Annotated in this window: 19 protein-coding genes; 10 read left to right on the top strand and 9 right to left on the bottom strand. The window is 68.5% G+C overall.

Annotation, left to right across the window (positions count from 1 at the left end; translation table 11 throughout):
- From D472_RS0101790 to D472_RS0101775, 4 genes are all read right to left on the bottom strand, one after another.
- A partial coding sequence (locus D472_RS0101790) for an ATP-binding protein (protein ID WP_026117283.1) occupies positions 1-813 on the bottom strand: 813 nt, incomplete at its 3' end.
- Between the two features lie 87 nt (positions 814-900).
- Positions 901-2,349 carry an FAD-dependent oxidoreductase gene (locus tag D472_RS0101785; RefSeq protein ID WP_017602791.1) on the bottom strand — a complete coding sequence of 483 codons (1,449 nt, stop codon included), beginning with the start codon at positions 2,347-2,349 and terminating at the stop codon, positions 901-903.
- Positions 2,350-2,394: 45 nt separating this feature from the next.
- Positions 2,395-4,476: a molybdopterin oxidoreductase family protein gene (locus D472_RS0101780; protein ID WP_017602790.1), complete on the bottom strand. Its 2,082-nt coding sequence runs from the start codon at positions 4,474-4,476 to the stop codon at positions 2,395-2,397.
- Positions 4,473-5,843 (bottom strand): MFS transporter, encoded by a 1,371-nt coding sequence (locus D472_RS0101775; RefSeq protein WP_017602789.1) that lies wholly within the window; start codon positions 5,841-5,843, stop codon positions 4,473-4,475. The genes D472_RS0101780 and D472_RS0101775 overlap by 4 nt, the downstream gene beginning before the upstream one ends.
- Positions 5,844-6,024: 181 nt before the next feature.
- Between D472_RS0101775 and D472_RS0101770 the strand changes: the two genes are divergently transcribed.
- Complete coding sequence (locus D472_RS0101770) at positions 6,025-7,008, top strand: GNAT family N-acetyltransferase (RefSeq protein WP_033302939.1); 984 nt, start codon at positions 6,025-6,027, stop codon at positions 7,006-7,008.
- 12 nt (positions 7,009-7,020) lie between these two features.
- Here the strand turns inward: D472_RS0101770 and D472_RS28535 are convergent, their stop codons facing one another.
- Positions 7,021-7,176, bottom strand: coding sequence for a hypothetical protein (locus tag D472_RS28535; RefSeq protein ID WP_193373417.1), 156 nt, complete (start codon positions 7,174-7,176; stop codon positions 7,021-7,023).
- Positions 7,177-7,403: 227 nt separating this feature from the next.
- Here D472_RS28535 and D472_RS0101760 point away from each other — a divergent pair, with 227 nt between their 5' ends.
- From D472_RS0101760 to D472_RS0101750, 3 genes are all read left to right on the top strand, one after another.
- Positions 7,404-7,622, top strand: a complete 219-nt coding sequence (locus tag D472_RS0101760) for a hypervirulence associated TUDOR domain-containing protein (RefSeq protein ID WP_017602786.1) — start codon at positions 7,404-7,406, stop codon at positions 7,620-7,622.
- Positions 7,623-7,642: 20 nt separating this feature from the next.
- Positions 7,643-8,167 (top strand): DUF488 domain-containing protein, encoded by a 525-nt coding sequence (locus tag D472_RS0101755; protein ID WP_239642887.1) that lies wholly within the window; start codon positions 7,643-7,645, stop codon positions 8,165-8,167.
- Between the two features lie 152 nt (positions 8,168-8,319).
- The gene (locus D472_RS0101750) at positions 8,320-9,129 is read left to right on the top strand and encodes a thioesterase family protein (RefSeq protein WP_017602784.1); all 810 of its coding nucleotides are present in this window, start codon (positions 8,320-8,322) and stop codon (positions 9,127-9,129) included.
- A gap of 230 nt (positions 9,130-9,359) precedes the next feature.
- On the opposite strand, the gene D472_RS0101745 is transcribed toward D472_RS0101750, so the two are convergent.
- The 3 genes from D472_RS0101745 to D472_RS0101735 are packed head-to-tail and all read right to left on the bottom strand — an operon-like array spanning position 9,360 to position 11,883.
- Entirely contained in the window at positions 9,360-10,259 is a 900-nt protein-coding gene (locus D472_RS0101745) for a metal ABC transporter permease (RefSeq protein ID WP_017602783.1), read from the bottom strand.
- Positions 10,247-10,990, bottom strand: coding sequence for a metal ABC transporter ATP-binding protein (locus D472_RS0101740; RefSeq protein ID WP_017602782.1), 744 nt, complete (start codon positions 10,988-10,990; stop codon positions 10,247-10,249). Before D472_RS0101740 ends, D472_RS0101745 begins: the two co-directional genes overlap by 13 nt.
- Before the next feature lie 11 nt (positions 10,991-11,001).
- Positions 11,002-11,883, bottom strand: a complete 882-nt coding sequence (locus D472_RS0101735) for a metal ABC transporter substrate-binding protein (RefSeq protein WP_017602781.1) — start codon at positions 11,881-11,883, stop codon at positions 11,002-11,004.
- A 602-nt stretch (positions 11,884-12,485) separates the two neighbouring features.
- On the opposite strand from D472_RS0101735, the gene D472_RS0101730 reads away from it, so the two are divergent.
- The 6 genes from D472_RS0101730 to D472_RS0101705 all read left to right on the top strand — a co-directional run bounded on the left by D472_RS0101730 (position 12,486) and on the right by D472_RS0101705 (position 19,300).
- Positions 12,486-13,451, top strand: coding sequence for an exonuclease domain-containing protein (locus D472_RS0101730; protein WP_017602780.1), 966 nt, complete (start codon positions 12,486-12,488; stop codon positions 13,449-13,451).
- Between the two features lie 559 nt (positions 13,452-14,010).
- Complete coding sequence (locus D472_RS0101725) at positions 14,011-15,165, top strand: Gfo/Idh/MocA family protein (protein WP_026117281.1); 1,155 nt, start codon at positions 14,011-14,013, stop codon at positions 15,163-15,165.
- Complete coding sequence (locus D472_RS0101720) at positions 15,162-16,322, top strand: dihydrodipicolinate synthase family protein (RefSeq protein WP_017602778.1); 1,161 nt, start codon at positions 15,162-15,164, stop codon at positions 16,320-16,322. The genes D472_RS0101725 and D472_RS0101720 overlap by 4 nt, the downstream gene beginning before the upstream one ends.
- Positions 16,319-17,212 (top strand): sugar phosphate isomerase/epimerase family protein, encoded by an 894-nt coding sequence (locus tag D472_RS0101715; protein ID WP_017602777.1) that lies wholly within the window; start codon positions 16,319-16,321, stop codon positions 17,210-17,212. The genes D472_RS0101720 and D472_RS0101715 overlap by 4 nt, the downstream gene beginning before the upstream one ends.
- Before the next feature lie 89 nt (positions 17,213-17,301).
- The gene (locus D472_RS0101710; protein WP_017602776.1) at positions 17,302-18,207 is read left to right on the top strand and encodes a 5-dehydro-4-deoxyglucarate dehydratase; all 906 of its coding nucleotides are present in this window, start codon (positions 17,302-17,304) and stop codon (positions 18,205-18,207) included.
- Between the two features lie 4 nt (positions 18,208-18,211).
- Entirely contained in the window at positions 18,212-19,300 is a 1,089-nt protein-coding gene (locus tag D472_RS0101705) for a mandelate racemase/muconate lactonizing enzyme family protein (RefSeq protein ID WP_017602775.1), read from the top strand.
- 52 nt (positions 19,301-19,352) lie between these two features.
- Here D472_RS0101705 and D472_RS0101700 read toward each other — a convergent pair whose 3' ends face one another.
- Positions 19,353-20,384: a LacI family DNA-binding transcriptional regulator gene (locus D472_RS0101700; protein WP_017602774.1), complete on the bottom strand. Its 1,032-nt coding sequence runs from the start codon at positions 20,382-20,384 to the stop codon at positions 19,353-19,355.
- Positions 20,385-20,419 lie beyond the last annotated feature (35 nt).

Genomic DNA, 20,419 nt, shown 5'->3' with positions numbered 1-20,419 from the left:
GCGGCGGGTGTCGGGGTGTAGCCGGTGGAGTCGGGTCAGGATCCAGTCGCGTAGGGGTGCGGGGACGGGTGGGGTGGGGCCGATGAGGGGGTCGGTGGGGTGATGGGCCAGGTGGTGGAGGGTTTGGACCACCGAGAGGGGGTGTCCGCCGGTCCAGGTGTGCAGGTGGTGGGTGTCCTGGTGGGTGATGTGGGGGCCCAGGTGGTGGCGGGCCAGGGTGTGGACGTGTTCGGGGCTCAGGTGGTCCAGGGTGATGTGGTGGTGGGTGGCCGTGGGTGGGATGCGGGTGGCCAGGGCGGCCACGGGAAAGGCGGAGGGCAGTTCTTCGGGACGGTAGGTCAGGGTCAGGGACAGGGTGGGGGGCAGTTGGGGGGTGAGGTGGTGCAGGAGGTCGCGGGTGTGCGGGTCGATCCACTGCACGTCTTCCAGGACGAGCAGGGTCGGTCCTAGGGCGTGGAGGAGTTCGGTGAAGGCCCGGTGGATGTGGTGGTGTGCGGTTTGTGAGGGGGGTGGGGGCAGGTGCGGGGCGTGTTCGGGCATGAGGTCGCTCAGGGCGCCGCACAGGGGGGTCAGGTCGGTGGGGATGGTGGCGTGGTGTAGGGCCTCGATGAGGGGGGCGTAGGGGGCGGGTTCGGTGTGGGGCGGGCAATGTCCGGTCAGTACGGTGCCGTGTTCGGCCTGGTGGAGTTCTTGGACCAGGCGGGTTTTGCCGGTTCCGGCCGGGCCGGAGAGCAGGAGGAGGGTTCCGGGTGTGGTGGCCGTGCGTATCTGCCGTCGTTGCGTGTCACGCCCGATGAGCGGGGGTAGGCACACGCGGTCACGGTAGAGCGACGCAGCGGATGGCGACAGGGGGTGTGGGGCGGACGTAGTGGTTTCGTTGTCGGTCCTGGTGTGGTGGCCTCAGCCGGTGGTGGGGGCTGTGGGGGTGTGGCTCATCTGTTCCAGGAGGGCGTCCAGGTCTGGTACGCATCCGCCGCAGCCGGTGGTGGCCCGGGTACGGTCGGCGATGGCCTGGCGTGTGCGGGCCCCGTCCAGCCAGGCCTGTTCGATGTCCTCGCGGTCCACCGCGTTGCACCGGCACACCAGGGTGGTGGTGTTCTGTTCGGGTGGGGCGGTGGGTGGCCCTTGGGCCAGGGCGAGCCGGTCGGCGGGTACCGGGGCGCCGGTGTCGTAGAGCTGGGAGAGGGTGGCCGCGGCCTGGGGAAAGCCCAACAGGGTCGCGCCCACCAGGCGTTGGTCGCGTACCGACAGCCTGAGGTAGCGGCCTTGGGCCGGGTCGCTGATGGTGAGTGTTTCCAGGTGTGGGTCCTGGTCGCCTTGAGGGTCGTGGACGTGACCGAAGGCGGTCAGTTCGATGCCTTGGGCCTTGAGCCGGGTCAGGGGGCGGGCCCCACGGTAGCGGGCGCCCGGTTCGGTTCCGCTCAGGCGGCGGGCCAGGACGGAGGCTTGTTCCCAACCGGGGTGGACGAGGCCGGCCCCTCCCCCGGGGTGTTGGGCGCAGTCACCGATGGCGTGTACGCGGCTGTGGGAGGTGGTCAGGTGGTCATCGATCACGATGCCGTGGTCGACCTCGATACCGGCTTGCTGGGCCAATTCGGTGTTGGCGCGCACGCCGGCGGTCACCACCAGGGCCTCGCCGGGCACCAGGCGGGCGTCGTCCAGTTCCAGGCCGGTGTCGGGGATCCAGCGGGTGGCCACGCGCCAGGTGTGCACGCTCACGCCCAGTTCTTCGTAGCGTCGGGCCAGGATGTGCGCGGCTTCTTGGTCGATCTGGCGACGCATGATCCAGGGTGAGGATTCCACCACGCTCACCCTGGCGCCGCGTTCGATGAGTCCACGGGCGGTCTCCAGGCCCAGGACGCCTCCGCCCAGGATCACCACCGGGGCGCCGGGGCGGACCAGGGACAGTACGCGTTGGCAGTCGGCCAGGTCGCGTAGGGTGCTCACTCCTTGGGCGGGGCGGCCGTCGGGGGTGGTGACTCCGGCAAGGGGTGGGAGTACGGCGCGGGCTCCGGTGGCCAGGACCAGTTCGTCGAAGCGCAGGTGGGTGCCGTCGTCCAGGTCTACTTCGCGTTGGGTGGTGTCGATGTGGGTGGCGCTCACCCCGGTGCGCACGTTGATCGTGGGGGTGTCGGGTACCGGCAGACGGATTTGTTCGGGGGTGTGGGTGCCGGCCAGGACCGAGGGGAGCAGGACACGGTTGTAGGAGGGGTGGTGTTCGGTGCCGACCAGGTCCAGGTGAACACGGGTGCCTTGGGGGTCCAAGCGGGCGGTCTCCTGGGCCATACGAGCACCGACCATGCCGTTGCCGATGACGACGATCCGACGCGGGGAGGGGGAGGTGTTCAAGGTGGGTCTCCTGGCGGTGGTGTTGGTGGGTGGTGCCGGGTGTGGTCAGGGTGGCGGTGCCGGTTCCAAGCGCACGGCGCTGAGCTTGAATTCGGGCATGTGGCTGGTGGGGTCCAGCGCCGAGGAGGTGAGGTTGTTGGCGGCCTGGGCGTGGGCGTAGTGGAAGGGCACGAACACCGTGTCCAGGCGTGCGGTGGGGTCCAGACGTACTCGGGCCAGGGTGGTGCCGCGTGGGGAGGTCAGGTGTGCCCAGCCTTCGTCGGTGAGTCCGGCGCGTGCGGCGGTGTCGGGGTGTACTTCGAGGTGGGCGACCGGTTCGGCGGTTCGGAGTTGGTCGACCCGGTGGGTCTGGGCACCGGTTTGGTAGTGGCCCATGATGCGGCCGGTGGTGGCGATGAGCGGGTGGTGGGGGTCGGGTGCCTCGGCCGGTGGACGGTGGGATACGGCGATGAAGCGCGCACGTTGGTCGGGGTGGGCGAAGGACTCCAAGAACAGGCGTGGGGTGGGCGGGTCGTTTTGGGGCATTGGCCAGTACAGGGGCTGGTCACAGGCCAGACGTTGGGGGGTGATGCCGGAGTAGTCGGCCATTCCCCCGGCGGAGGCGGCCCCAAGCTCGGTCAGGGCGGTGTCGGGGTCGGTGGGGAAACGGTGGGCGGGTTGGCCCAGTCGGGTGGCCAGGCCTTGGAGTACTTCCAGGTCGGTGCGTACCCCGGGTGGGGGTGTGGTGGCGCGGCGGCGGCGTAGGACGCGTCCTTCGAGGTTGGTCATGGTGCCCGACTCCTCCGCCCACTGGGCGACGGGCAGTACCACGTGGGCCATGGCCGCGGTTTGGGACAGGACGAAGTCGGCGACCACCAGTAGGTCCAGGGCGGCCAGGCGTTGGTGTGTGCGAAAGGTGTGGGGGGCGGAGACGGCCGGGTTGGAACCGAACGTCAGTAGGGCACGTGGGCCATTGGGGGTGCCCAGGGCGTTGAGGAGTTCGACGGCGCTGCGGCCTGGGCCGGGTAGGTCTTGGGGGTCGGTGTCCCACACGCGGGCGATGTGGGCGCGAGCGTCGGGGTCGTCGATACGGCGGTAACCGGGCAACTGGTCGGCTTTTTGTCCGTGTTCGCGCCCTCCTTGGCCGTTTCCTTGGCCGGTGATGCAGCCGTAACCGGAGCCGGGACGTCCGGGCAGGCCCAGGGCCAGGGCCAGATTGATCCAGGCTGAGACGGTGTCGGTGCCGGTGGTGTGTTGTTCTGTGCCGCGCCCGGTGAGGATGTAGGCCGAATGGTCGCGGGCGGCCTGGCCCAACAGGTCGGCGGCGGCATGGATCTGGGCGGCGGGCACCCCGGTGAGGAGCTCGGCGTGTTCGGGCCACCAGGCGGTGGCCTGTTCCCACGCGGGTTCGAAGCCGTGGGTTCGTTGGTCGATGTAGTCCTGGTCCAGGTGGCCTTGGGTGCCGACGGTGTGCAGCAGGGACAGGGCCAGGACCAGGTCGGTGCCCGGGCGTGGGGCCAGGTGGAGGCCTCCTTGGTCCAGGGCGGTCTGGGCGGTGGCGGTGCGGCGGGGGTCGATGACGATCAGGCGGGGTGCGGACAGGTGCCCCATCATCGGGGGCATGGTCTCGGCCGGGTTGGCACCGGCCAGTAGGACGACCTGGGCGCAGGCCAGGTCGGTCAGGGGGAAGGGCAGGCCGCGGTCCAGGCCGAAGGCACGGTTGCGGGCAGCGGCCGCCGAGGACATGCAAAAGCGGCCATTGTAGTCGATCTGGGAGGTGCCCAGGGCCAGGCGTGCGAACTTGCCCAGGAGGTAGGCCTTTTCGTTGGTCAGGGCGCCGCTGCCGAAGACCGCGACGCTGTCGGGCCCAAGGTGGGTGCGCAGCTTCAGTAGCTGTTCGGCGATGTGGTCCAGGGCGGTGTCCCAGTCCACTTCGGTCAGGGGTGCGTCACGGTGCTGACGTAGTAGGGGGCGGGTGAGGCGGTCGGGGGTGGTGAGGACTTCGGTGGAGGTCCAGCCTTTGCGGCACAGGCCGCCCCGGTTGGTGGGAAAGGGGGCGGGTGAAACGGTCAGGCGTCCCTGGGGTGTGGGGGTCAGGTCCATGGCGCATTGCAGGGCGCAGTAGGGGCAGTGGGTGCGGGTGGTCATGGTGTGGTCACCTTGGTGGGTCGAGGGGTCGCTTTGGTGGGGTGACGGAGGTAGACCAGGTGGGTCAGGGCCGCGCACACCAGGTAGAACACGGTGAAGGTGGCGAAGGCCGGGGCGGTGGAGCCGGTGGCGGTGAAGGATTCCCGGAAGGCGATGTTGACGCCCACTCCGCCCAGGGCGCCGACCGCGCCGATGAGGCCGAGCATGGAGGAGGCGGTGCTTCGGGCCTGGGCCAGGGCTTGTTCGGGGGGTGCTCCGGAGGTGATGGCGTCTTGGGCCCGTGCGGTGTGGATGGAGGGGATCATTTTGTAGGTGGAGCCGTTGCCCAGGCCGGTGAGGGTGAACATCACCGCGAAGGCGCTGATGAACACCGTCGGTTGCTGGGCTTGGACCGCCAGCAGCAGTACGCCGGCGCAGGCGGCCATGGCCAAGAAGACGCCCAGGGTCACCCGGGCCCCGCCCAGGGTGTCGGCCATCTTGCCGCCTACCGGGCGGATCAGGGAGCCGATCAGGGGGCCCAGTACGGCGATGCCGGCGGCGTGCAGGGGTGTGAGTCCGAACTGGGCCTGTAGGAGGAGCCCGAAGGCGAATCCGGTGCCGATGAAGGAGCCGAAGGTGCCGATGTAGAGCATCGACATGATCCAGAAGTGGCGGTCCTTGAGGGCGGCGAAGGGGGTGGGAAGGGCGCCGGGTGTGCGAGGAAGGTCGTTCATCACTCGTAGTGCCCAGCAGGTGACCGTCACGATCAGGGGTGCGTAGAACAGCGGTACCAGGGGTGCGGCCGAGGTGGTGAACAGGGCGATGACGGCAAGGCCCACCAGTTGAACGGTGGCCACGCCGATGTTGCCGCCTCCGGCGTTCAGGCCCAGGGCCCACCCCTTCTCCCGTTCGGGGAAGAAGGAGTTGATGTTGGCCATGGAGGAGGAGAAGTTGGCGCCGCCCAGGCCTGCGGTGGCGGCCAGGGTGAGCATCAGCCAGAAGGGGGTGGCTGGGTTTTGGATCAAGTAGAGGGCGGCGATGGTGGGGACCAGGAGCAGTGCGGTGGAGACCAGGGTCCAGGTGCGGCCACCGAACAGGGGCACGGCCAGGGTGTAGGGCACGCGTAGCAGGGCGCCGACCAGGGTGACCACCGACAGCAGTAGGAATTTCTGTTCGGGGGTGGTGGAGAAGCCGTGTTGGGGGGTCATGAAGAGCACCAGGACCGACCACAAGGACCACACCGAAAAGCCGATGTGTTCGGAGGCGATGGAGGCCCACAGGTTTTTGCGGGCCACGGTGCGTCCGGTGCGGTCCCAGAACGCTCGGTCCTCGGGGTCCCAGTGGTGGAGGCGGCCGGGGCCGGTGCGGGCGCCGGTTCGATGGGTCACGACCAGGCCTTCCTACTCAAAGGGGTGTTGGCCTTTTCGACGGTAGGGAGCGGTCGTTGCCGGAATGTGTCGGTTCGTGACACGCAAGGAACGGTGGGTTCACTTTGTGGGTGGGGCGGTGGTGAGAACGCGCCCCATGTGGGAGGGGACAGGTCGGGGTTCGTTGTGAAACGGTGTGGGTGTGAGCCCTGTTGTGGAGCCCTTCGATCCCCTCGTGGCCGACCCGGTCGACGTGGACGCTTGGAGTGTGATCTACGTCGCCGGGCACAGCGAGTCGTCGGGTGGTGGGCCCGTGGCCGAGGAGTTGGCGACGCGATTGCGTAGCGGGCGTGCGGGGCGGGCCTGGAGGTGGGCGGCTCGGGTGGCCCGGGGTGAGCCGGTGGTGGGGGTGGCCGAACTGCGTGGGCGTCCCCACGACGCGGGTATCGGGTTCTTGCGTTTGTTCGTGGTGCCGCAGGCGCGGCGTCAGGGTGTGGGGCGTGGGTTGCGGGAGAGCGTGGTTCGTCGGGCTCGGAGCTTGGGCATGGATCGGTTGCAGAGCACCGTGCCGGCAGGGGGTCCGGGTGAGTCTTTCGCGCGCACGAGTCCCTATCTGCGCACCCTGTTGCGGTTGGAGTTGCAAAAGCAGTATTTGGACGAGCCCACCCTGCGGCGGTGTTGGAGTCTGGCGGCCACCCCCGCACGGGGTTATCGGCTCACTCACTGGGAGGGGCCCGCGCCCGAGGAACGGGTGGGTTCCTTTGGTCGGGTGATGGCGCACCTGTTGGACGCGCCCGGAGCGGTGTTGCAGATGGTGCCGCGGGCCTGGGGTGTGGCGCAGGTACGTGAGTGGGAGCGCCAGATCACCGAGGACGGGTCTCGATTGGTGGTGGGGGCGGCCTTGGAGAGCACTTCTGAGGAGGTGGTGGCCGCCACCGTGGCCACGGTGGCCGGCGGTTCGGTGGCCGATCAGCACGACACCGCGGTGATGCCAAGGCATCGGCGTAAGGGGTTGGCCATCAGGAGCAAGGCCACTCAGGCGTTGCGGATACACGACCTGTTTCCGCACGTGCGGGCTTTGGCGGCGACCATCAATGTGGAGAACGCGGCGATGCTGGCGGTGAATCGATGCTTGCTCTACGAGCGGGTGGGCGAGCGGTTGTTGGTGGAGGAGACCCTGGGCTGAGCGAGGGGGCGGTCAGCGCGTTTTCTTGGCTTGGTGGGCGTCGAGGAGCAGTGCCAAGAGCACGCCGAAGGCCAGGCCCATGGCCAGGTTGTCGAAGAGGAGCCCGAAGACGAGGCCAAGGCCCACTCCCAGCCCCAGGTTCATGCTTTGGTCGTGTTTCGCGTTCAAGGACCTCTCCCCTTGTGGTGTGTTCTACCGTCGTTCGACGTTATCGGCGGTGGTGGGGTTCCGGCCGCCTGTGCGCGGGCACTGTGGTGTGTTCGGTTCAGCGCCCGCAGGAGAAAAGGGGTCGATGGCCCCGCTGGGGGAGAGAACTCCCTGCGAGCGGGTAGGGCTTGTGGCGCAAGGCGTGCGCCCGAGCGGGGGCTTTGGTGAAGTGGACCGAGGGAGTGGGGATGTCGCATCGTTTCGCCGTTGGTGATCATGTGTCCTGGAACTCGGAGGCGGGTCGGGTCTCGGGCAGGATCATCAAGGTGCACACCGAGGACTTCGACTACAAGGGGCACACCCGTCGGGCCTGTGTCGATGAACCCCAGTACGAGATCAAGAGCGACAAGACCGACCACGTGGCCGCGCACAAGGAGAGTGCTCTGCGGCCTTTCGATGAGGGGTGAGGCACGAGGTCTTCTTCACGGTGGGGCACTCCAATCGCACGTTGGTGGAGTTCACCGACCTGCTCATCGACAACGGCGTCGAGATGGTCGTCGATGTTCGAAGACTGGCGGGTTCGTCGAGGTATCCGTGGTTCGACCAGGAGGTGCTCCGCCCGGCCTTGGCCGAGGTCGGGGTCGGGTTCCGGCGTGCCCAAGGGCTGACCGGGCGTCGACCGGTCAGTGCGGAGGTGCCCTTGGAGGTCAACGCCTGGTGGAAGAACCGTGGTTTCCACAACTACGCCGACCACGCGCTCTCCGAGGAGTTCTCTTGGGCGCTGAGGGAGTTGCGTCGGTGGGGTGAGCAACACCGGGTCGCGGTGATGTGCGCGGAGGCGGTGTGGTGGAGGTGTCATCGACGCATCATCGCCGACCATCTCTTGGCTCATCGCGAGAAGGTGGTCCACATCCTGGGGCCCGGCCGCACCGATCTCGCGCGGCTGAGCGAGGGCGCCGTCCTCCAGGAGGACCTGAGCGTCACTTATCCGGGCAGCGCATCGTCGGAGTGAGGGCGCAGGTGGTCGAGGTCGGGTTCGGGTCAGCCCTCGACCACGGTGGGCCGGAGGGGAAGGGGTAGGTGCTCGAGGGGCCGAACCCGCCGGTCCGCATCAGCTTCGGGCTGGATGTGGTCACGTGCCCTACCCGTCGGTAACATAGGTGTATGAGCCAAGACCACCCCACCGAAGGCTATGAGTTCGATCGCGACACCCGGGTCGACAAACACGCCGACGGCGAGTTCACCGCGACCTTCACCGATGGGTGGACCACCTTCACCACTCACCCCAACGGCGGATACGTCTTGGGTGCGGCCCTCAACGCCCTGGGACAGACCCTCTCCCAGCCCGATCCGTTGGTGGTCTCCGCCTTCTACCTGCGCCCCGCCGTTCCCGGACCGGCCACCCTGCGCACCGAGACCATCCGTGAGGGGCGTCGAACCGCCACCGGTTCCGTCGTGGTCGAGCAAGCGGGCAAGGAGGTCGTGCGCGCCACCGCCACCTACGGTGATCTGAGTGTGCAAGGCCGTGAACTGCACCTTGAGCAAGCCCCGCAGATGCCCGATCCCCAGGACTGTCCGGTTTTGGCCGAGTTCTCGGGTGAGGTCGAGGGCGTGACCATCGCCCGCCGTATCGACTACCGCTACCCCGAACGCCCCGGGTGGTTGGAGGGCAGGAAGGACGGTCCTCCCCACGTCGAGTTCTGGATGCGTTTCGCCGACGGTCGTGAAGCCGACGTGCACTCCCTGCCGGCCATGGTCGACTTCGCGGTGCCCGCGGTGCTGGAGATCGGTGAGTTCGCCACCGTCACCGTGGAGTTGACCACCCACGTTCGTGCCCGGCCCGCTCCCGGCTGGCTGGCCTGCCGGGTCTTCACCAAGCACGTTTCCCACGGCCTACACGAGGAGGACATGGAGATCTGGGACAGCCAGGGCGTCCTGGTCGCCCAGGCCCGCCAGTTGGCGATGTTGGTCTGAAGACCGTTCGAGACCGACCTCGAAGGTCCTCGCCCACCTGGGCGAGGACCTTCGAGGTGTCTCAGGGGTGCTGGTCCTCGGTGCGTGACCGTAGGCGCTCGTTGAGGTGGGACAGGGCCTGGTGGGCGCGCTTTCGTCGGGCCCGTGCGGGGTCGGGTAGGGGGGCACGGTGCCCATGCTCGGAGCATGTGTCGCTTCGAGGCGTTGTCAACGGGTTGTGAACGGCTCGTTCACCGCGTGTGGTCGGGGTGCCGGACGAGGCGGGTGCGCAGGGTGCGGGCGGCGCGCCCTTTGAACAGCACGCCCTGGCGGGGAGAGAACAGGTAGGCCAAGGTGAAAGCACCGGCCTGGGCCAACACGATGCATCCGCCGGTGGAGGCGTTGAGGTGGAAGCTGGCCAGAACCCCCACCACGGCGGCCATCACGGCCACACCGGTGGAGATGACCAGCATACGTTCGAAACGGTCGGTGAGCAGGTAGGCGGTGGCTCCGGGGATGATCACCATGGCCACGACCAAGATGATGCCCACCGCCTGCAGCGCGACCACCACGGTCACCGAGAGCAATCCCAGCAGCAGGGTCTCCAGCAGGCGTGGGTTGAGGCCGATGGCGTGGGCGTGGACCGGGTCGAAGGCGTACATGGTCAGGTCACGGTGTTTGTACCAGGTCACCGCGAGCACCACGGCGGCCAGGAGCAACACTTGGAGGATGTCTGCGTCGGAGACCCCCAAGACGTTGCCGAACAGGATGTGGCCCAGGTCGGTCTGGCTGGGTACCCGCGAGATCAGGACCAGGCCCAGGGCGAACATGGCGGTGAAGACCACGCCGATGACCGCGTCCTCCTTGACCCGGGAGGTGCGGTTGACCACCCCGATCAGTGCGACCGATCCGGCGCCGAAGACCAGGGCTCCCAAGGCGAAGGGCAGTCCGAACACGTAGGACAGCACCACCCCGGGCAGGACCGCGTGGGAGACGGCGTCCCCCATGAGCGACCAGCCCACCAGGGTCATCCAGCAGGATAGGACGGCGCACACCACTCCGGCGACCACGCTCACCACCAGGGCGCGTTGGACGAACTCGAAGCGCAGTGGGACGGCGAACCACTCCCCCAGGGCGATCAGCGCGTCCATGTCTCCTCCTGGTCGGGGTTGATGCCGAACGACTCCAACAGCACGTCCGGTTCGAGTACCTGCTCGGGTGGGCCATGGGCGATGACGCGGTTCTGTAGGAGTACGGCCTCGTCGCACAGGGTGGGCACCTGGGCCAGGTCATGGGTGGAGACCAAGAGGGTGTGTCCGGCCAGGCGTAGTTGAAGCAGCAGTTCGGTGATGGTCTTCTCGGAGCGTTTGTCCACACCGGTGAAGGGTTCGTCCAAGAGGAGCACGTCGGGGCCTTGGGCGAGGGCTCGGGCCACGAAGGCGCGTTTGCGTTGGCCGCCGGACAGGGCTCCGATCTGACGGCCGGCCAGCTCGGTCAGGCCGGTGCGTCGCAGGGCGTGGTCGACGGCCTCGCGGTCGGCCGCGCGAGGTCGGCGTCTGGGGCCCATGTGTGCGTAGCGGCCCATCATGACCACGTCGTGGACTTGGACGGGAAAGGCCCAGTCGACCTGTTCGGACTGGGGGACGTAGCCGAGCAGGCCCTTGCGGCGGGCGGTGGCGCTGGACCTGCCCAGGATGCGTATGCGGCCGTGGTCGGTGGGGACCAGGCCGAGGAGGGCCTTGAACAGGGTGGACTTGCCGGAGCCGTTCATGCCGAGTAGTCCGCAGACGCGGCCCGGGGCCACGGACAGGTGCACGTCGTCCAAGGCCAGGACATCGCCATAGCGCACGGTGATCCCGTTGAGTTCGATGGCCGCTGTCACGGTGTTCCTCCTTACCCGGTGTGGGTGGTCAGACCTTCGACGATGGCCTGGGCGTCGTGGCGGAGCAGGTCCAGGTAGGTGGGGACGGGACCGTCGGCTTCGGAGAGGGAGTCGACGTAGAGGGTCTGGCCCATGCGTGCTCCGGTTTCGCGGACCACCGCCTGTTGGGCCCCGTCGTTGACGGTGCTCTCACAGAACACGGTGGGTACGTCGTTGTCACGGACGAACTCGGTGACGGCGGCGATCTGCCCGGGGGTGCCCTCGCGTTCGGCGTTGACCGGCCACAGGTAGCGTTCGGTCAGATCGGCGTCGCGTGCCAGGTAGGAGAAGGCGCCTTCGCAGGTGACCAGGGCCCGGGAGGCGTCGGGGACCCGGGCCAGTTCGGTGTCCAGGTAGTCGGCGACCTCGTTGATCTGTTCCTTGTAGGCGTCGGCGGCCCGGGCGAAGTCCTGGGCGCCCTGGGGGGCGAGTTCGGTCAGGGCGGCCTGGATGTTGTCGACGTAGATCAGGGCGTTGTCGGGGGACATCCAGGCATGGGGGTTGGGTTCTCCCTCATGGCCGCCCGAGGAGATGGGGATGGTCTCGATGCCTTCGGACAGGACGGTGGTGGGGGCGTCGACGCGGTCGGTGAACTGGGTGAACCATGCCTCCAGGCCCAGGCCGTTCTCCAGGATCAGGTCGGCGTCCTGGCCGCGGACCAGGTCGTCGGGGGTGGGCTCGTAGCCGTGGATCTCGGCTCCGGGTCGGGTCAGGGAGACGACTCGGACACGCTCTGCGGCGACGTTCTCGGTCATGTCGGCCAGGACGGTGAAGGTGGTCAGTACCAGGGGGCGCTCCTCGGAGCCGGTTGTTCCGGTCGAGGTGGTGCAGGCACCGAAAACTAGGGTGGACATAACGGCACCTAACGCCACCAACCAGGTTTTTAAGGGCTTCCGATCTTCAAAGTTCGGCACGCCTAACTTTTACCACGGTCAGGGCGAATCCACACATCCCGGTGCTCGTGAAAGAGGCAACGATGTTCCCCGCGCTCCCACCCTGATCGAAGCCTCCGCGCGCCTCCCCGACCGACCGGTTCGTGACCTGCTACCGGCACCCCGGCTCCCGAACCTTCGGTGCCGCCCCAGGCGTCGTCCTGGGGTGGACCCGCCACCGCACTGGAATGGACGGGCCGATGGGTGCGGGGACCCGCGCCCGCGCACGTGACCGACATCGCCGTCGCACGGGTCGATGCGGCTCTGGTTTTCAAGGAGTCCCATGGAGGTCGCACCTCGGCGCACGCCGTGCGGGCGCTACCGACTCCGGGTCGAGCTCGGGCGTGGTGGGGTGGGAGGGCCCACAACATCCACCTCGACCGCACCCTGCTCTCAGGGAGCTCCTCCAAGGGATCGCCCTCCAGGAATGCGGACGAGCGCGTTCGACCGCCCTGGCCACCCTGCTCTCCAGGTCCCGGTACGCTCGATGCGAGCTACCGGCAGCGTAGGAAGGGGTGGCGGGGGTGTCCCACACCTGGACCGCGATCGACTTCGAGACCGCCAACGCCGACCGCGGCAGCGTGTGCGCCGTGGGTCTGGTGCGGGTGAGTGAGGGACGGGTGGTGGAGCGCTTCAGTACCCTGATCCGCCCGCCCGAGCCGGTGTCCTACTTCTCCCGGCACAACACCGCCGTGCACGGCATCACCGCGGCCGACGTGACCCGGGCACCCACCTGGGAGACCGTGCACGCCCAGGTGTTGGACTTCGCCCAGGGCGGAGCGCTGGTGGCGCACAACGCCGCCTTCGACATGGGGGCACTGCGCCAGGCCTGTGCCCATACCGGCCAAGACCTCCCCGAGCTGTCCTACGCCTGCACCCTGGCTCTGTCCCGACGCACCTGGCGATTGCCCGACCATCGTCTGCCCACGGTGTGCGAGCACATCGGGCATCGGCTCGCCCAGCATCACCGAGCCGACGCCGACGCTGAGGCGGCCGCCCACATCATGATCGCCGCCATGCGCGGCTACGGCACCACCTCCCTGCCCGACCTGGCCAGGGCCGCGCGTTTGCCCTTGCACCGTTCCGAGGCGCTCTCGGCCTCGATGGTCTCCGTTCCGGTCGCTTCGACACCGACGAGTCCGGCTGGCCAGGACCGCTTCAGCCGCTGGCAGCGGGCGGCTCAGGCACCCTTGCCCGAGCCCTCCCCCGACGCCGACCCCGCCGGCCCCTTGTTCGAACGCACGGTGTGCCTGTCGGGCGACCTGGCCGCCATGGACAAACCCGAGGCGTGGAAGCGCATCGCCGAAGCCGGTGGCCGGCCGGCCAAGAACGTCACCAAGAAGACCGACGTGTTGGTGGTGGGTGCCAGTGATCACGGAGGCAAGACCTCCAAGCACAGGCAGGCCGAGACCTACATCGCCAAGGGCCAGCGCATCGACATCATCACCGAGGCCGAACTGATGGCCCGCCTGGGCATGGCTTCGGCCTGACCTCGACCGGGGGCGATGGGTAAGGGCCGGTGGTGTCCTGATCTTGGAGCGATGCACTCCAAGGTCGGACCAGGCGCGACCACAACGACTCGATCACACTCGTTCGGCGCGCGGGTGCGGTAGGTGTGCCAACAGGGAGGCCTCAACCGTGCGGTGGGGCGCCTCCTGTTCATGCAAACGCTTTCCATTCGCATGAGGTCGTGCCCCCCCTCGTGTCCACATCGACCCGGCGCCGAGAAGAACCCCCGAATGGTCGGAAGCGCCCTGTTCTCGCAGTTGGGGAAGGGTCCACAGGAAGAACCTCCGAGCTCTGGGGCGGTGGTCGCTTCAAGGCGTGGGAGCTGAACGAGCTCGAGGAACTTCGGCAATCGTTTGCTCGGCCTCGGGTGCGTAGACCTCGCTCGGGGGCTCGAGGGTCTGCCTTCGGGTGCGCGTTCTCGCCGCTCGACGCGGTGTGGCCCCGCCTTCGGGGCGACCGAACACGGGATGGGTCTGGTGCGATCGTCGTGTTTGGCGTACGCTCTGGAAAGCGCTTTCACAGGAGAGGTGGCAACAACCCATGACAGAGCACGTTCTGGGCGTCGCAATGAACGGCGTCACCGGCCGGATGGGATACCGGCAACACCTGACCCGCTCGATCCTGGCGATCCGCGACGCCGGTGGCCTGGAACTGGCCGACGGTGCCCGCCTCATTCCCGAACCCGTCCTGGTGGGACGCTCCGAACACAAGTTGCGTGAGATCGCCCGGCGTCACGACATCGAACGCTGGTCCACCGACCTGGATTCGGTGCTCGGCGATGAGAGCGTCTCCATCTACTTCGACGCCCAGATCACCCACGCACGTGAAGCGGCCGTGCGCTCGGCCATCGCCGCGGGCAAGCACGTCTACGTCGAAAAGCCCACCGCGGACACCCTGGAGGCCGCGCTGGAGTTGGCCAAGCTCGCCGAACAGGCGGGGGTGCGCCATGGTGTGGTCCAGGACAAGCTCTTCCTGCCCGGCCTGCTCAAACTCCGCAGGCTCGTGGACAGTGGCTTCTTCGGAAAGATCCTTTCTGTGCGCGGGGAGTTCGGTTACTGGGTCTTCGAGGGCGACTGGCAGAGCGCCCAGCGGCCCAGCTGGAACTACCGAGCCGAAGAGGGCGGCGGCATCGTGCTGGACATGTTCCCGCACTGGCACTACGTCCTGGAGCATCTGTTCGGCCCGGTGCGCACCGTCACCGCTCGTACCGCCACCCACATCCCTCGGCGCTGGGACGAAAGGGGTGAACGCTACGAGGCCACCGCCGACGACGCCGCCTACGGCATCTTCGAATTGGCCGACGGCACCATCGCGCAGATCAACTCCTCTTGGAGCGTGCGCGTGGACCGCGACGAACTGGTGGAGTTCCAGGTGGACGGCACCCACGGCAGTGCCGTGGCGGGCCTGCGCCATTGCCGTGTCCAGCACCGGACCACCACCCCCAAAGCGGCCTGGGACCCCGACACCGTCGATACGGTCGGCTACCGCGGCCAGTGGCAGAGCGTCCCGGACAACACCGACTTCCCCAACGGTTTCCGCTCCCAGTGGGAGGCGTTCTTGCGTCACGTGGTGCTGGGCACCGACTTTCCCCACGACCTGTTCTCAGGGGCGCGCGGTATCCAGATGGCCGAGGCCGGCCTGGACTCGGCCCGTACCGGCCGCACCATCGAGCTGGGTGAGGTGGCGGCCCGATGAAGCCCTTGCTGCTGCCCACCCCCGAGGGCGACCTGGCCCCCTTCACTCTCACCGGCCCTCGTGCTCAGGTGGCTCCTTCGCCTCCTGCGCGCGACCGGGTGGCCTACGCCGCCGCTCACGTGGTCGCCGACCCCACCGCGACCAACGCCCCCGGTGAACCGGCCCGGCTGGACTGGGAGGCCACTCTGGCCTTTCGCCACCACCTGTGGGACCAAGGATTGGGTGTGGCCGACGCCATGGACACCGCCCAGCGCGGCATGGGGTTGGATTGGCCGGCCACCGCCGAACTGATCCGTCGCTCGGGTGCCGAGGCCACCGGTCGCGGGGCGGCTCTGGCCTGCGGTGTGGGCACCGATCAGCTGGAACCCGCGCAGGCCACTTTGGAAAGCGTTGTCCATGCCTACGTGGAACAACTCGACACCGTCCAGGGCGCCGGGGCCACCCCCGTCCTGATGGCCTCGCGTGTCCTGGCCTCCCTGGCCCAAGGTCCCGAGGACTACGTCAAGGTCTACTCGACCCTGTTGGAACGGGCCGAGCGTCCGGTGATCCTGCACTGGTTGGGCGCGGCCTTCGATCCCGCCCTGGCCGGTTACTGGGGGTACGCTGACCCGGCCGAGGCGATCGAACCGGTGGCCGCGTTGATCACCGATCACGCCGACCGGGTGGAGGGTATCAAGGTATCGCTGTTGGACGCCGCCTTGGAGGTGCGTCTGCGCCGCCTGCTTCCGGACGGGGTACGTCTGTACACCGGTGACGACTTCCACTACCCCGAGCTCATTCAAGGCGACGCACACGGACACTCCGACGCACTGCTCGGGATCTTCGCCGCCATCGCCCCGGTGGCCGCACGCGCCCTGGCGGCCTTGGACGAGAAAGACATCGCCCGTTACCGGAGGCTGATGGACGCCACCGTGCCGCTGGCCCGGCACCTGTTCTCGGCGCCCACCTTCTACTACAAGACGGGTATCACCTTCCTGGCCTGGCTCAACGGTCACCAGAAGGGTTTCCACATGGTCGGTGGTCTGCACAGCGCGCGTTCCCTGCCGCACCTGGCTCAGGTCCTGCGTTCGGCCGACGCCGCCGGAGCGTTGAGCGAGCCCGATCTGGCCGCCGAGCGTATGCGCTCCCTGTTGCGTGTTTCGGGGGTGCGGCAGTGACCACGCCACCCATCGACGTGGACGTGCCCTCCGGTCTGCGGGCCACCGTACCCACCCCCGCCCCAGGGGATCCGGTCTTGTCCAGGCTGTCGCTGAACCAGGCCACCACCAAGTACTGGAGCCTGCGCCAGGCGGTGGAGGGCTGCCTGCGGGCCGGTGTGCCCGCCATCGGGCCCTGGCGTGAACACGTGGCCGAGGCCGGGCTCGCCGCTTCGGCCAGGTTGCTGCGGGACTCGGGTTTGCGGGTCTCCACCTACTGTCGGGGCGGATTCCTCACCGGCACCGATCGGGCCGCGTCCTTGGAGGACAACCGTCGCGCCCTGGACGAGGCCGCCGAGTTGGGCGCTCCGGTCCTGGTCATGGTGGTGGGCGGTCTACCCGAGGGGGACCGTGACCTGGTCGGTGCCCGTGAGCGGGTGGCCGAGGCCCTCCATGAACTGGTGCCCTACGCCGCCGAGCGTGGAGTCCGACTGGGCCTGGAACCGCTCCATCCGATGTTCTGCGCCGACCGTGCGGTGTTGGCGACCCTGGGTCAGGCCCTGGAATGGGCCGATCCCTTCCCCGCCGCTCAGGTGGGGGTGGTGGTGGACACCTACCACGTGTGGTGGGACCCGGCGGTGTACGAGCACATCGCTTGGGCGGGGCCGCGCGGGCGCATCGCCTCCTTTCAGGTCTGTGACTGGGTCCTGCCGTTGCCCGAGGACTCCCTGCTGGGCCGGGGCATGGTCGGTGATGGCCACATCGACGTGCGTTCCCTGTACCGGGCGGTGCGCGAGGCCGGTTACCAGGGCGACGTCGAGTGGGAGGTGTTCAACGCCCGGGTGTGGGCCTCAGACGGTGACGACGTCATCGCCACCATGGTCCGCCGGCACCTCCAACACGTCCTTTGAATCCTTCGGATCCATCCGGTCGCCTCGGCGGCCCCACGCCACGCGGAACCCCATGACCCGTGGCGTCCCCTGAGACAAGGAGAAGGCAGATGCAGTTCGACGGGATCCTCTTCTTTCCCCTCACACCCTTCGGTGAGAACGGAGCGGTGAACGAGGAGGCTTTGGCCGCGCATGTGGCCTCGGGTGTGGCCCACGGGGCGGGCGGGGTGTTCGCCGCCTGCGGTACCGGGGAGATCCACGCCCTGTCGGCGGTCGAGCACGCCGCGGTGGTGCGCCGTTCGGTCGAGGTGGTCGACGGTGCGGTCCCCGTGGTGGCGGGTGCCGGTGGCAGTGTGGGCACGGCCATCGAGCAGGCTCGGGCCGCGCGTGAGTTGGGCGCGGACGCCATCTTGTTGTTGCCGCCCTATCTGGTCTCCGCGCCCCAGCGGGGCCTGGTGGCCTACGTCAGGGCGGTGGCCGCGGCGGTGGAGATCCCCATCATCGTCTATCAGCGCGGCACCATGGTGCTCTCCCCCGAATCGGCCGCCGCCTTGGCGGCACTGCCGCAGGTGGTGGGGATCAAGGACGGGGTCGGCGATCTGGGGTTGATGCAGCAGATCGTGTTGGCGGTGCGGGCGGTGCGGGGTGAGGACTTCACCTTCTTCAACGGGCTGCCCACGGCCGAGTTGACCGCTGCGGCCTACACCGGGATCGGGGTGCCGTTGTACTCCTCGGCGGCCTTCGCGTTCGTTCCCGAGGTGGCCGACGCCTTCTACAAGGCCTTCCACACCTGCGATCCGTTGGCCGGACGGCTCCTGGCCGAGTTCTACGATCCGCTGGTGCGGTTGCGGGATCGCTCCCCCGGGTACGCGGTGGCGTTGGTCAAGGCCGGTGCCCGGTCGCGAGGGGTGGAGGTGGGGCCGGTGCGTGCTCCCTTCGTCGACCTGACCTCGGCGGAGGAGGCCGAGCTGGCGTCGTTGATCGAGGCGGGGTTGTCCCTGGCGGGGAAGGGCTGAGGCGGTGCGTGTGGTCGAGGTGGTGGCCCGCGCCTTCCGATTGCCGTTGCGACGGGCCTGGGACGGCGGGGTGGACCGCAACGACATCGTGGTGGTGCGCCTTCGCACCGACGCCGGTGTGGTGGGGACCGGATTCTCCTGGACCCCATTGATCGGGGCGGGCGCGGTGGAGTCACTGGTCAACGCCGACCTGGCCCCGGTGTTGGTGGGCGGTGCGGCCCACCCGTCCCGGTGGGAGGAGCTGCGTTGGTATCTGCGTGAGGCGGGCACCACCGGGTTGACCCTGATGGCTTTGGCCGGTGTGGACATCGCCTTGTGGGACGTGCGGGCCAAGGCCGCGGGGCTGCCTTTGGTGGATCTGCTGGGACGGCGCCGGGATCGGGTCGCCGCCTACGGTAGCGGGGTCAACCTCGACTACCCGGTGGAGGACCTGACCGAGCAGGTGAGCTCGTGGGTCGAGGCCGGGCACCGGACCGTCAAGATCAAGGTGGGTTCGGCCGAGGTGGGCCGTGACGTCGAACGAGTCGGTGCGGTACGCCGTGTGCTGGGTGAGGAGCGTTCGTTGATGGTGGACGCCAACCAGCGTTGGGACGTCCCCACCGCCGCTGAGGCCCTGGATCGGTTGGACGAGTACGGGGTGCACTCGGTGGAGGAGCCGTTGCCGGCCCAGGACCTGGCCGCGCACGAGCGGCTGCGAGGCCGCACCCGCCTGCCCTTCGCGTTGGGTGAGAACCTGCGCACCGTGGAGGAGTTCGAAAGGTTCGTCGAGGCCGGGGTGTGCGACGTGGCCCAGCCCAACGTGGTGCGGGTCGGCGGGATCACTCCGTTCTTGCGGATCGCCGAGGTGATGGCGCGGCGTGGGGTGCCGGTGGCTCCGCACCTGTTGCCGGAGTTGTCGGGGCAGTTGGCGTTGTGCCTGCCCCGGGTGGCGATGGTCGAGGACATCGACCACGCCTCCTTCGAAGCGCTGGGGGCCTTGGCCGACCCCAGCGGGGTGCGGATCGAGCGAGGGTGGCTGCGGGCCGGAACCGGTCCCGGGCACGGGCTCTCCTTCGCCGATGATCTGACCCCACTCCCCTGGCACGGGAGATAGGGAACGGGGCGGCGGCGGGGTGTCACAACCTCGCCGCCGCCCCTTGGCCGCTTCAGAGAGCGGGCGGGCGGGTGCTTTCGCGTATCAGGATCTCGCCTTGGACGTGGACGGTACGGAACTCGCCTTCGTGTTCGTGGTCCAGGGCCATTTGTGCGGCGTGTTCGCCCATCTGTTCCAGGGGCAGGCGCACGGTGGTCAGGGAGGGGGTGAGGTCGCGCAGGGTGGGGATGTCGTCGAATCCGGCCACCGATAGCTCCTCGGGTACCCGGATGCCGGCTTCACGCAGGGCGGCCATGGCCCCGGTGGCCATGACGTCGTTGACCGCGAACAGGCAGGTGGCGTCGCTGCCCAGGCGTAGGAGGCGCTGGGTCGACTCGTATCCGCCGTCACGGGTGAAGTCGCCGTGCACGATGTTGTGGTGTTGCAGTTCCAGACCGGCGGCCGAGAGCGCCGAGTGGAAACCGTCCAGGCGTTCGCGGGCGGTGCTCAGGTTGGTGGGGCCGGCCAGGATGGCGAACCTGCGGTGCCCTTGGGCGATGAGGTGGCGGGCCAGTTCGGTGGCCCCGGCGTGGTTGTCGGGGCTGACGGTGTCGGCGGGCAGGCCGGGTTGGGACACGCACGCCACGCGTCCGCCCTGCTGTTGGAAGGCTTCGATCTCACGGACCAGAGTGGTGTTGCTGTCCTCGTCGGTGGAACGGGAGCCGACCAAGACGATGGCCTTGGCACGGTGGGCGCGCAGGGCCGCCAGGATGGTGCTCTCCTTTTGGGCGGAGCGGTAGGTGGTGCCCAGGACGGTGACCAGACCTTGTTCCTCGGTGTGGCGGGTGATACCTCGGGCGATGGAGGAGAAGTAGGGGTCGGCGATGTCGTGGACGAGGAGTCCCACCAGGGAACTGCTGTTGCGAGCCAGGGTCTGGGCGGAGGCGTTGGCCAGGTAGCCCAGTTCTTGGGCGCTGGCCTTGACCTTGTCGCTCAGGCGTTGGCTGACCTGGCGTGTACTGCCGTTGATCACCCGGGAGGCGGTGGCCAGGGAGACGCCCGCGTGTTGGGCCACCTGTTCCAGTGTCACGTAAGCCGAACTCACCCCTGGGGCCCTTCTGCCGCTCTGTCTTGGAAAAC

It is taken from the genome of Nocardiopsis alkaliphila YIM 80379 (genome assembly GCF_000341005.1).
Lineage (GTDB): Bacteria > Actinomycetota > Actinomycetes > Streptosporangiales > Streptosporangiaceae > Nocardiopsis > Nocardiopsis alkaliphila.
This window is presented reverse-complemented; position numbering and strand designations above follow the sequence as displayed.

Coding starts and splice junctions, on each gene's coding strand:
- D472_RS0101750 (WP_017602784.1), top strand. CDS start 8,320: ATGAGCCAAGACCACCCCACCGAAGGCTATGAGTTCGATCGCGACACC.
- D472_RS0101725 (WP_026117281.1), top strand. CDS start 14,011: ATGACAGAGCACGTTCTGGGCGTCGCAATGAACGGCGTCACCGGCCGG.
- D472_RS0101745 (WP_017602783.1), bottom strand. CDS start 10,259: ATGGACGCGCTGATCGCCCTGGGGGAGTGGTTCGCCGTCCCACTGCGC.
- D472_RS0101780 (WP_017602790.1), bottom strand. CDS start 4,476: ATGACCACCCGCACCCACTGCCCCTACTGCGCCCTGCAATGCGCCATG.
- D472_RS0101760 (WP_017602786.1), top strand. CDS start 7,404: ATGTCGCATCGTTTCGCCGTTGGTGATCATGTGTCCTGGAACTCGGAG.
- D472_RS0101735 (WP_017602781.1), bottom strand. CDS start 11,883: ATGTCCACCCTAGTTTTCGGTGCCTGCACCACCTCGACCGGAACAACC.
- D472_RS0101710 (WP_017602776.1), top strand. CDS start 17,302: ATGCAGTTCGACGGGATCCTCTTCTTTCCCCTCACACCCTTCGGTGAG.
- D472_RS0101720 (WP_017602778.1), top strand. CDS start 15,162: ATGAAGCCCTTGCTGCTGCCCACCCCCGAGGGCGACCTGGCCCCCTTC.